At 65.7% G+C, this 10,580-nt stretch carries 10 protein-coding genes; 5 read left to right on the forward strand and 5 right to left on the reverse strand.

Annotated elements, in window-relative coordinates; all coding sequences use genetic code 11:
- A partial coding sequence (locus DYI24_RS13465) for an ABC transporter permease (RefSeq protein WP_164572652.1) occupies window positions 1-559 on the forward strand: 559 nt, incomplete at its 5' end.
- Between the two features lie 31 nt (window positions 560-590).
- Here DYI24_RS13465 and bcsS read toward each other — a convergent pair.
- The 3 genes from bcsS to DYI24_RS13480 all read right to left on the reverse strand — a co-directional run bounded on the left by bcsS (window position 591) and on the right by DYI24_RS13480 (window position 2,800).
- Entirely contained in the window at window positions 591-1,493 is a 903-nt protein-coding gene (gene bcsS, locus DYI24_RS13470; RefSeq protein WP_164572653.1) for a cellulose biosynthesis protein BcsS, read from the reverse strand.
- Between the two features lie 97 nt (window positions 1,494-1,590).
- Entirely contained in the window at window positions 1,591-1,848 is a 258-nt protein-coding gene (locus DYI24_RS13475) for a hypothetical protein (RefSeq protein WP_164572654.1), read from the reverse strand.
- Window positions 1,849-1,993: 145 nt separating this feature from the next.
- Window positions 1,994-2,800, reverse strand: a complete 807-nt coding sequence (locus tag DYI24_RS13480; protein ID WP_164572655.1) for a DUF72 domain-containing protein — start codon at window positions 2,798-2,800, stop codon at window positions 1,994-1,996.
- Between the two features lie 252 nt (window positions 2,801-3,052).
- Between DYI24_RS13480 and DYI24_RS13485 the strand changes: the two genes are divergently transcribed.
- From DYI24_RS13485 to DYI24_RS13495, 3 genes are all read left to right on the forward strand, one after another.
- Window positions 3,053-4,189: a glycosyltransferase gene (locus DYI24_RS13485; RefSeq protein WP_164572660.1), complete on the forward strand. Its 1,137-nt coding sequence runs from the start codon at window positions 3,053-3,055 to the stop codon at window positions 4,187-4,189.
- Window positions 4,190-4,196: 7 nt separating this feature from the next.
- A complete protein-coding gene (locus tag DYI24_RS13490; RefSeq protein WP_164572656.1) occupies window positions 4,197-5,693 on the forward strand; it encodes a glycosyltransferase family 39 protein in 1,497 nt (498 codons plus the stop codon).
- A gap of 118 nt (window positions 5,694-5,811) precedes the next feature.
- Entirely contained in the window at window positions 5,812-7,029 is a 1,218-nt protein-coding gene (locus DYI24_RS13495; protein WP_164572657.1) for an NAD(P)/FAD-dependent oxidoreductase, read from the forward strand.
- Between the two features lie 102 nt (window positions 7,030-7,131).
- On the opposite strand, the gene DYI24_RS13500 is transcribed toward DYI24_RS13495, so the two are convergent.
- Entirely contained in the window at window positions 7,132-8,025 is an 894-nt protein-coding gene (locus tag DYI24_RS13500; protein WP_107345519.1) for a sugar kinase, read from the reverse strand.
- Between the two features lie 344 nt (window positions 8,026-8,369).
- On the opposite strand from DYI24_RS13500, the gene DYI24_RS13505 reads away from it, so the two are divergent.
- Window positions 8,370-9,239 carry a VOC family protein gene (locus DYI24_RS13505; protein ID WP_164572658.1) on the forward strand — a complete coding sequence of 290 codons (870 nt, stop codon included), beginning with the start codon at window positions 8,370-8,372 and terminating at the stop codon, window positions 9,237-9,239.
- An 11-nt stretch (window positions 9,240-9,250) separates the two neighbouring features.
- Here the strand turns inward: DYI24_RS13505 and DYI24_RS13510 are convergent, their stop codons facing one another.
- Window positions 9,251-10,579: a L,D-transpeptidase gene (locus tag DYI24_RS13510; RefSeq protein WP_349627774.1), complete on the reverse strand. Its 1,329-nt coding sequence runs from the start codon at window positions 10,577-10,579 to the stop codon at window positions 9,251-9,253.
- Window position 10,580: the final 1 nt, after the last annotated feature.

Here is a 10,580-nt window from a genome sequence, read left to right on the forward strand (position 1 = left end):
CCTGACCATGACGATGCTGTGCTTCACCGCGCTGTCGGTGACCCGCGAGATCGAGCGCGGCACCATGGAGAACCTGCTGTCAATGCCGATCACGCCGGTCGAGGTGATGCTCGGCAAGATCCTGCCTTATGTCGGCGTCGGCTTCATCCAGGCGTCGCTGATCCTCGGCATCGGCGTCTTGCTGTTCGGCGTGCCGCTCCGCGGCAGTCTCGCTATGCTTGCGCTGTTGTCGACGCTGTTCATCACCACGAACCTCGCGATCGGTTACACCTTCTCGACGCTGGTGCAGAACCAGCTGCAGGCGATGCAGGCGTCGATGATGTTCTTCCTGCCGTCGATTCTGCTGTCCGGCTTCATGTTCCCGTTCGCTGGCATGCCGATATGGGCGCAGTATATCGGCGAGTGCCTGCCGCTGACCCACTACCTGCGCATCGTCCGCGCCATCATGCTGAAGGGCTCGACGCTGGAGAACCTTCAGTACGACGCGCTCGCACTGCTGACGCTGATGCTGATCGCGATGACCATCGCAGTCACCCGATTCCGCCGCACGCTCGACTGATCGCCCAGCGTTCGCGATCGGCTTGGACCGGCTACCGCCTCAGCGATGCGCCGAGGCGGCTGTAGATGCCGCTGCGGCCATAGCTGTCGCGGACGTAGCCGGCGGCGGCCGACCATTCCATGGCCGCCACCTCGAAGCCGGTGAGATGGATGCCGATCCGGGTCTGCCGGCTGAACTCATCCGAGGAGCCGGACATCTCCGGCCCAACCCAAAACGCGTCGGACATGCGCCAGCCCGCGGCCAGCCGCGCGCCATAGCTGCCGGCGACGGTGGTGGCGTAGAACGATGACGACAGCATCGTCTCCGGCGTCGGCTCGGCCCAGCTCTCCACCGCGATGCGCACGCCGCCATGGGTGCCGCGCCAGCGCTGCTCGCGGTAGTCGGGCATCGAGGCGCGGTTCTCGAGATCGGGGCCGGCGAGGATCTTCAGTTCGAACGCGCCGGATTTGAAACGCCAGCCCGCCAGCACCGAGGCGCGGGAAATGTCGTTGATATAAGTGAAGCGCCCGGCCTGGTAACGCTCCAAAGCTTCCGACGCCATCAGCCGGACCACCGGGCCATTCTCGGCGGTGCCGCCGCCGAACCATTCGAACCCGCCGTAGAGCGAGGCGCCGTTGCGCCACAGATCGTAGCCGCCGAACAGCAGCGACGCCTGTCCTTGTCCGCCACTGAACCGGTCGGCCGCCAAGTCGGCCAAAGGAGAGAAGTTGCTTCGACCGGCCGGAAGGTCGCCGGTTAGTCCCTCGTCGTCATCGGTATCGACGCTCGCGATATCCGGCGGGGTCACCGCGCCGAGATCGAACGAGGGCGGCGCCGGAAGGTCGAGCCCGGGCTCGTCGAGCGAGGGATCGAAGGTCTGGGCGGTGGCGCAGCCGGCTTGCGCGATCAAGACCGCGACGAGCCCGAACGCGCTCACCACCCAGCCGAAAAGCATCGCCACTACTCAGGTAAGCAACTAATACGTGACAATATTTACGTATTAAAGTCCTGGTTGTGGCGACTGTCTAGTACGTTGTAGGGTTGTCGAGGGATTAGTCCGGTTGCGGCTCGTGCTGGTCGCGGCGTGCGATCGCATGTTCGAGCGCCACTGCGAGCTGACGATCGATGTCGGCCATGCCGTCGATATACGCCTCCGAGAGCGACAGGCCTTCGGGCGAATTCGGCGCGGCGCGTGCTGCCGTCTCGAAGTGATGACGCAGGATGGTCGGCGACGGATGTGACTTGATCAGTGCGTTGGCGAAGTTCACCAGCGCCTTGATCTGGCCGTTCATGAAGTCGATCTTGTCCATCCGAAATCGGATCCTTTTGTTGATGTAGTACATGAGCGCGAGCCTAGCCCGCCGCCACTGACTATCCCATTGATCGGTCGCAAGGCCTTGCGGTGACGCAATGTCGCGCGTCACGTCCGCTCAGTTGGGCGTGTACCGCCGCAACTTAGCCGACCAGTTTGATCAATTCCATCGCTGCGGCGGGTGCGCGTACCTTGCCTTCGTGGATCATATAGGCGAACACGTCGCGCTTGTGCGGCTTCGCTGCTGCCGCATCGACCTTCGGCAGATCGTCGGGCTCGCCGCCATCGGCCCAGAGCTGCAGCCGCTTTGCCCACGCGGCGAGCGCCTTCGCCGGATAGCCGGTGGCGATCTCGTCCTTGCCCTTCTGCAGCCGTGCGTAGACGAAATCACCTGTGATGTCGGCGATCTCAGGATAGGTCGCGTGCTCGGAGTACACGACCGGAATCTTGTGCTCGCGCAGCAGCGCGATGAATGCCGGCGTCTTGAAACTGTCATGACGAACTTCGACGACATGCCGTAGTTTGCGGCCGTCGATCTCGCGCGGCAGCAATTCGAGGAATTTGCCGAAATCGGCTTCGTCGAACTTCTTGGTCGGTGCAAACTGCCAAAGCACCGGGCCGAGCCGGTCGCCGAGTTCGAATACGCCTGAATGGTAGAACCGTTCGACACTGTCGCCGGCTTCCGCCAGGACCTTGCGGTTGGTGGCGTACCGCGGTCCCTTCAGCGAGAACACGAAGCTCTCCGGCACCTCGCTGGCCCATTTGCGGAAACTCTCCGGCTTCTGCGAGCCGTAAAAGGTGCCGTTGATCTCGATCGAGGTCAGCTTGGAGGCGGCATATTCCAGCTCTCCCCGCTGCGGCAGTTTGTCCGGATAGAACACGCCGCGCCACGGCTCGTAGGTCCAGCCGCCAATCCCGATCCGGATGTCGCCTGCCTGAGCTTTCTTCATGTCTGACCCCTTGCGAAAGTTGCACCCCGTTCCTATCTTGGTTGCAACGGCGACGTCGATGCTTCGATACGGAGCGTGCGACGCCGAGACGACCACTGAATAGTAGGGAGCGCCGGATGTACGCGCACCTGTTGTTCGTGGTCGTTGACCTTTTTGGGGTGCCATAGCCACCCGATTTCAAAACATTTCTGATCCAAATCGTCCGGGGCTCGCCTTGGCAGAGCTCGTGTGCGCCGCTATACGCATGGCGCGATGATCGATGCCAGCCCAGCCGCGGTCGCGACCCGTGCCCAGCCCGCGGCGGTTCCGCTGCAGCTCTCGGTGGTCGTCCCGACCTTCAATGAACGCGACAATGTCGAGCTGCTGTTCCGAAAGCTGGAAGCAGCGCTCTTTGGCGTGGCCTGGGAGGTCATTTTCGTCGACGACAATTCTCCCGACGGCACCTGGCAGGTGGTCCGCGAGATGGCGCGCCGCGATCCGCGCGCGCGCTGCATCCGCCGGATCGGTCGGCGCGGCCTGTCCGGCGCCTGCATCGAAGGCATCCTGGCGTCCGGCGCCCCCTATGCCGCGGTGATGGACGCCGACCTGCAGCACGACGAAACCCAGCTCGCCAAAATGCTGTCGCTGCTGGAGAGCAACGCCGCCGATCTTGTGATCGGCAGCCGCTATATCGAAGGCGGCAGCGCCGACAGCTTCAACCGCCAGCGCGCCGGGATCAGCTCGATCGCCACCCAGGTCGCCCAGAAGGCGCTCAAGATCGAGGTCGCTGACCCGATGAGCGGCTTCTTCATGATCCGCCGCGACCGTTTCGAACAGCTCGCGCCGGAGCTCTCGACCCAGGGCTTCAAGATCCTGCTCGACGTGATCGCGACCGCACGCGGCAGCCTGCGCATCGTCGAGGTGCCGTTCACCTTCGGCTCGCGGCTACACGGCGAGAGCAAGCTCGACTCGATGGTGGCGCTGGATTTCCTCGGCCTGGTGTTGGCGAAGTTCAGCCACGACGTGTTGTCGCTGCGCTTCATCCTGTTCGCGCTGGTCGGCTCGACCGGCGTGGTGGTCCACTTCGTCACGCTGTTCGTGGTGCTGAAGGTATTCGAGCAGCCGTTCGCCGAGGCGCAGGGTGTCGCCGCACTGGTGGCGATGACCAGCAACTTCATCCTCAACAATTTCCTGACCTATCGCGACCAGCGGCTCAAAGGCTTCGCGATCGTCCGCGGCCTGCTGCTGTTCTATCTGGTGTGCGGCGTCGGTCTGCTCGCCAATGTCGGCGTCGCCTTCGCGGTCTATAACGAGCACATCACCTGGTGGTTGGCAGGCGCGGCCGGTGCGCTGATGGGCGTGGTGTGGAACTACGCGATGTCCGGCCTGTTCGTCTGGCGCAAGCGATGATCGGCCGATGAGCGACGCGATTCGGCGTCCCGCCGTCGCCACGATTCTGATCGTGGTCGGATTGGTTGCACTCCGGCTGATCGCCGCGGCGGTCACGCCGCTGACCTTCGACGAGGCGTATTACTGGACCTGGTCGAAGAATCTCGCCCTCAGCTATTTCGATCACCCGCCGATGGTGGCGGTGGTGATCAAGCTCGGCACGCTGATCGCCGGCGACACCGAATTCGGCGTCCGGCTGGTGTCGATTCTGCTGGCGCTGCCGATGAGCTGGGCGGTGTGGCGCGCCGCGGTTCTGCTGTTCGACGACGAAGGCATCGCCGCCACCGCAACCGTGCTGCTCAACGCCACCATGATGGTGTCGGCCGGCACCACCATCGTCACGCCGGACGCGCCGCTGCTGGTGGCGTCCAGCTTCGTTCTGCTCGCTCTGGCGCAGGTTGCGGCGACGGGCAGGGGCGTATGGTGGCTGGCGGTCGGCGTCGCGGTCGGGCTCGCGCTGCTGTCGAAATACACCGCGCTGTTCTTCGGTCCGGCGATCCTGATCTGGCTGCTCTGGGTGCCGCCGCTACGGCGCTGGCTGCTGTCGCCGTGGCCGTATCTCGGAGGCGTGGTCGCGTTCGCGCTATTCTCGCCGGTGGTGATCTGGAACGCGCAGCACGAGTGGATTTCCTTCGTCAAGCAGTTCGGCCGCGCCAAGCTCGGCGGGTTCGAGCCGCATTACGTCGCAGAACTGATCCCGACCCAGTTCGTGCTGGCGACGCCGTTCGTGTTCATCCTCGGAGTGATGGGCCTGATCGCGCTTGGCAAGCGCAGCACCGGGCCGGCAGCGTCGCGGGTTCTTGTTGCCGCCACGGTGTGGACGATCGCGCTGTATTTCACCTGGCAGGCGCTGCACGACCGTGTCGAGGCGAACTGGCTGAGTCCGCTGTATCCGGCGTTCGCGCTCGCCGCCGCGGTCGGTGCCGCCTACCGGCACTGGACGCCCGGTATCGCCCGCGTGGTGACGGTTTGCCGGCGCTGGGCGGTGTCGACCGGCGCAGTGCTGTTCGCGCTGGTGGTGGTGCAGGTCAACACCGGCGCGCTGACCGGCTATCGCCGCGACGCGACAGTGCGATCGGTCGGCGTTGGCGTGCCGCAGATGGTGGCGGAGATTGATCAGGTGCGGCGGCGGATCGGCGCGAGCTGCGTGCTGACCGACGATTACGGCACCACGGGCTGGCTGGAGTTCTATCTGCCGCCCGGCATCTGCGTGGTTCAGCGCGGCGAACGATTCCGCTGGCTCGCGGCGCCGGCGCCGACGGCCCAGCAATTGGCGGGGCCGCTGCTGCTGGTCGGCGTCGACAACGCAGCGGCGCGGCCGGATATCCAAGCGGCGTTCGGCAAGATCGAACGGGTCGGTGCGGTTACCCGCTCGCGCGGGCCGCTGCTGGTCGATGCGGTGGCGCTGGACGCGTTGTCGGAGCCGAAGGGGCCGATCCTCGATTTCCGGCCGCCGATCTATTGAGGCGATGGGAGCCGGTCGGCAAACGTGCTGACCGCCCGTGACGGACTGTGCTACAGCCTGGGCTGATCCCCACCTCCCGCGCGTCCGCCGCGCCGATCCCAACTCAACGAGCTCAACAATGAACGACACGGTCTTGATTGCTGGAGCCGGACATGCCGGATTTCAGGTCGCCGTATCGCTGCGGCAGGCGAAGTACGCCGGGCGTATCGCGCTGATCAACGATGAAAAGCACCTGCCGTATCAGCGCCCGCCATTGTCGAAGGCGTATCTCAAGAGTGGCGGCGATCCCAACTCGCTGATGTTTCGACCCGAGAAGTTCTTCCAGGATCAGGCAATCGAGCTGATTTCCGACCGGATGGTGTCGATCGATCGTGACGGCCGCAAGCTGCTGCTCGCTTCCGGCACCGCGATCGATTACGGCCACCTCGTGCTCGCCACCGGCGCGCGCAACCGCATGCTCGATGTGCCCAACGCCTCGCTGCCGGACGTGCTGTATTTGCGCACGCTCGATGAGAGCGAAGTGCTGCGCCAACGGATGCCGAATAAGAAGCACGTGGTGGTGATCGGTGCCGGCTTCATTGGTCTCGAATTCGCCGCCACTGCGCGCGGCAAGGGCCTCGAGGTCGACGTCGTCGAACTGGCACCGCGGGTGATGGCGCGTGCGGTGACGCCGGAGATCTCCAGTTACTTCCATGACCGTCACACCGCGGCGGGCATCCGGATGCATTACGGCGTCCGCGCCACCGAAATCGAAGCCGACGGCGATCGCGTCACCGGCGTCGCGCTCAGCAACGGTCAGACGCTGCCCTGCGATCTGGTGGTGGTCGGCGTCGGCGTGATCCCGAATGTTGAAATCGCCGCCGCAGCGGGCCTGTCGACCGCCGCCGGCATCATCGTCAATCAGCAGCTCCTCACCAGTGATCCGAACATCTCGGCGATCGGCGACTGCGCGCTGTTCGAGAGCGTCCGGTTCGGCGAGACGCTGCGGGTGGAGTCGGTGCAGAACGCCACCGACCAGGCACGCTGCGTTGCCGCGCGGCTGACCGGCGACGCTAAGGCCTATGACGGCTATCCGTGGTTCTGGTCCGATCAGGGCGACGACAAGCTGCAGATCGTCGGCCTCACTGCCGGATTCGATCAGGTGGTGATCCGCGGCAGCGTCGCCGAGCGCTCGTTCTCGGCGTTCTGCTACAAGGCCGGCAAGCTGATCGGCATCGAGTCCGTCAACCGCGCGGCCGACCACGTGTTCGGCCGCAAAATTCTTCCGCTCGACAAGTCGGTGACGCCCGAACAGGCCGCCGATCTTAGCTTCGACCTAAAGAAGGCGGCGGTGTAAGGCTTTCGGCCGTCATTGCGAGCGAAGCGAAGCAATCCAGAAGTTCGTACACGGAGCTGGATTGCTTCATCGCTTTGCTCCTCGCAATGACGTTGCGGGGCGTCACGCCGCCGCCACGAACTCGCGCTTGACCGCCTCGATATCCGCAACCGTCGGCAGCCCCGCTTCGTTGCCGAGCTTCTGGATCTTGAAGGTCGAAGCGGCGCGGGCGAATTCGAAGTGGTGCTGCCAGCTCTGCGCCGGGTTGTTCAGATACGAAAACACATAGGCGCCGTGGAAGACGTCGCCGGCGCCGTTAGTGTCGATCACCCGCTCGCGCGGGATCGGCAGCGCTGGCAGGGTGCGCACCGTGCCGGCCTCGTCGTACCAATACAGGCCACGCTCGCCGAGGGTGATGCCGCCGACCCGGCAGCCGCGCGACTTCAGATACTCAAGCATCTTCTCCGGCGTCATGTCCATCTGCTCGCACAGTCGCTCGGCGACGATTGCGACGTCGATGAATTCCAACAGCTCGTGGGTGTTGGTGCGCAGGCCGCCGCCGTCGAGCGAGGTCAGGATGCCTGCCTCGCGGCAGAGTTTTGCGTAGTGGATCGCTGCGTCCGGCTGATGGCCGTCGACATGCAGGGCGCGGCACTGGCCGAGGTTGAGCAGCGGGAACGGGTGGATATGCTCGTCGTCGCGGCAGCGAACGATGGCGCGCTTGCCGTCCTTCGGCATGATGAAGGACAGCGACGAGGTGTTCACTTTGCGCGGGTGCACCGAGATGCCGTACTTCGCGCTCATGTCCATGAACATCCGCCCCAGCCAGTCGTTGGCGATGGTGGCGATCAGGTCGGGCACGATCCCGAGCTTGGCGCAGCAGAATGCCGCGGTCACCGCGTTGCCGCCGAACGACACCGCGTAGTCGGACGCCACGTGCTTTTCGTCGCCGGTCGGAAGATGGTCGGTGATGAAGGTGACGTCGATATAGGTCTGTCCGATGAAGAGTGCGTGCATGAGAGTCCCGAGGCTGCGACCTGTTCCGGCGCGTTCAGCATAGCATTGCCGTTCGCGGCGCATTCGCTAAAATTTTCCGCAGGGTCACAACTGATACGACAGCGGTTTCGCCGAAAATCCGGTCATAACGGCGCGCGCGCTGCCTTGTTCCGGGCAGGCGCGATCAGGGAGGCGAGGGTGGCAGTCGCGTGCGAGCGAACGGCTTACGGCACGTCCGGTGGCGCCGCCGCGGGCGGCACCTCGGCATCGCCCGGGGATTGCGCGCCGATGAACCGGTGCGGCAAACCCGATAGCATCGTGCAGCAAATCACTGCGTGGGGCGGCGTGCTTGCGGGGGAACGTCCATGATCACCGCCATCGATCATCTCGTCGTCCTGGTCAGCGATCTGGACGAGGCGGTCGCGACCTATGAGACGCTGCTGGCCCGTGCGCCGGCCTGGCGCGGGGGCGACGAGGGCTCCGACAACGTTCTGTTTACCTTCGACAACATGTCGTTGGAATTCATGGCGCCGGCCGGCACGTCGCAGAGCGCGGAGCGGCTGCGCACCCTGATCAAGCTGCAAGGCGAGGGCATCGCCAGCCTGTGCTTCCGGGTCGCCGACGCGAACGCCGCGCGCTATCGGCCCGATCGGGTGGCGCTGCAGCCGACGCCGGTCGCCGACGTCGAAGGCCGCGACCGCATCACTGGCGCGACGCTGACCTGGAAACGCACCCGGACCGCGACCGAGACCACCCGCGGGGTGCGGATGTTCTTCCTCGAACTCGGCTCCGAGCGGCCGCAATCGCAGGTGATCGGGCCGGCCCCGGTGGTGGGCCTCGATCATCTGGTGATCTCGACCTCCGATCCCGATCGCGCGGCGGCGCTGTACGGCGCCCGGCTCGGGCTCGACATGGCGCTAGATCGCTCGCAGCAGGACTGGGGGCGGCTGATGTCGTTCCACTGCGGCGATCTCAGGATCGAGGTGGTGCACCGGCCGGTCGCGGGCTCGGACGCCAAGAACGACAAGCTGTGGGGCGTCGGCTGGCGCGTCGACGATGTCGAGGCGGCGCGCGAGCGGCTGCTCGCCGCCGGCCTGACCGTCACCGCGTCACGGGCCGGGCGCCATGCCGACACCCGCGTCGTCACGGTGCGCAGCGGCACCCGCCGGATTCCGACCCTGCTGGTACAGCGGACGCCACCCGAGGCTCTCGACGAGGCGGCGGGAGGCGCGTAGCGCGGCAGGCGCTACCACCAGCCCGGCTGCTCCTGGCGGTAGTAGTCTTGCTGCTGGCGGTAATAGCCCTCGCCATAACGGCCGCGACGGGACTGCTCGGGGACACGTTGCTCCCTGGGCTGGAAGAAGAACCCGAAGCCGCCATCGTTCCAGTCATCGCTGCTGGCCACCGGAACGTCGCTGCTGGTCGGCTTGCGGGTGATGAAGCCGCCCTGCGGCTGATCGCTGAGCACCGCGACGAATTCGGTCCGGTAGTTGGTCTCCGCGCTCAGCGGCTCGTCGGAGATGATGATCGAGGAGCGCGGCAGCGCGGTCGGGCCGATCCGCTCCAGCACCTCCGGCGGGATCGTGACGCGGTCGAGCGCGCTCTTGGCATCATCGGCGCTTTCGATCGTCACCGCGCTCCAGCGCAGACCTGCGTCGTTGCGCGCCATCGCGGTGAAGATGTGCGTGCCGATCGGCCGCTCCGGATCGCGGATCGTCACCGGCACTTCGATCGAGAAGTCGAACAGCTCGCCGCCGTCGGGGAGCGGCTTGCGGGTGTTGCGGCGGGCGTAGAGTTTCTGCGTCGAGCGGCTGATGTAGATCGACACCGGCTCCTGCGCGAGCTTGGCGTCGGTCGCCAGCTTCGCCGTCTCGGCTTTCTTCGTCGCGGCAGTTTTCGCAGCCTCCTTGGTGGCGGCTGCGGCGGCGTGCTTGGCGTCCGCGTCGGCTTTGGCCGTCTCGAGCTGGGTCGTGGCTTCGCCGAGCTGCTGCGCGGCCTGCTGCTGACGCTCTTCCGCCTTGGCCTTGGCTTCGTCCGTGCTGGCGGCGACCAGCACCTTGTCGGCCGCCTTCAGCGCCGCCTCGGCCCGTGCCTTGGCGCGTTCCAGTTTGCGTAAGGTGTCCTTGAGCGGTTTCACCGCGCGGGCGGCTGCGGTCGCGGCGGCCTTGGCTTCATCAGCCGCCTGCGCGGCCTGCTCGGCCTCGCGCACCGCGGTCTCGGCGCGCGTTGGCGCAGCGGCCAGCGCCTCCGCATTCGGCGAGAACAGCACCGGATGGCTGATATCGGCCGGCTCGACATCCTCCGGCGACACGATCACCCGCATCCCGATCCGGGTCTTGTCGAACAGCTTCTCGGCGAACTCGTAGGGCATCCGGACGCAGCCATGCGACGCCGGATAGCCCGGCAGCGGACCGCCGTGCAGCGCAACGCCGTTCCAGGTGATGCGCTGCATGTTCGGCATCCAGGCGTCGTCGTACATCGTCGAGCGGTGGTCCTTATCCTTCTCGACCACGGCAAACACGCCGGCCGGTGTTTCGCGACCCGTGGTCCCGGTCGAGACCGGCGCGCGATAGATC

The sequence above is a fragment of the Rhodopseudomonas sp. BR0C11 genome (assembly GCF_010820945.1).
GTDB lineage: Bacteria > Pseudomonadota > Alphaproteobacteria > Rhizobiales > Xanthobacteraceae > Rhodopseudomonas > Rhodopseudomonas palustris_H.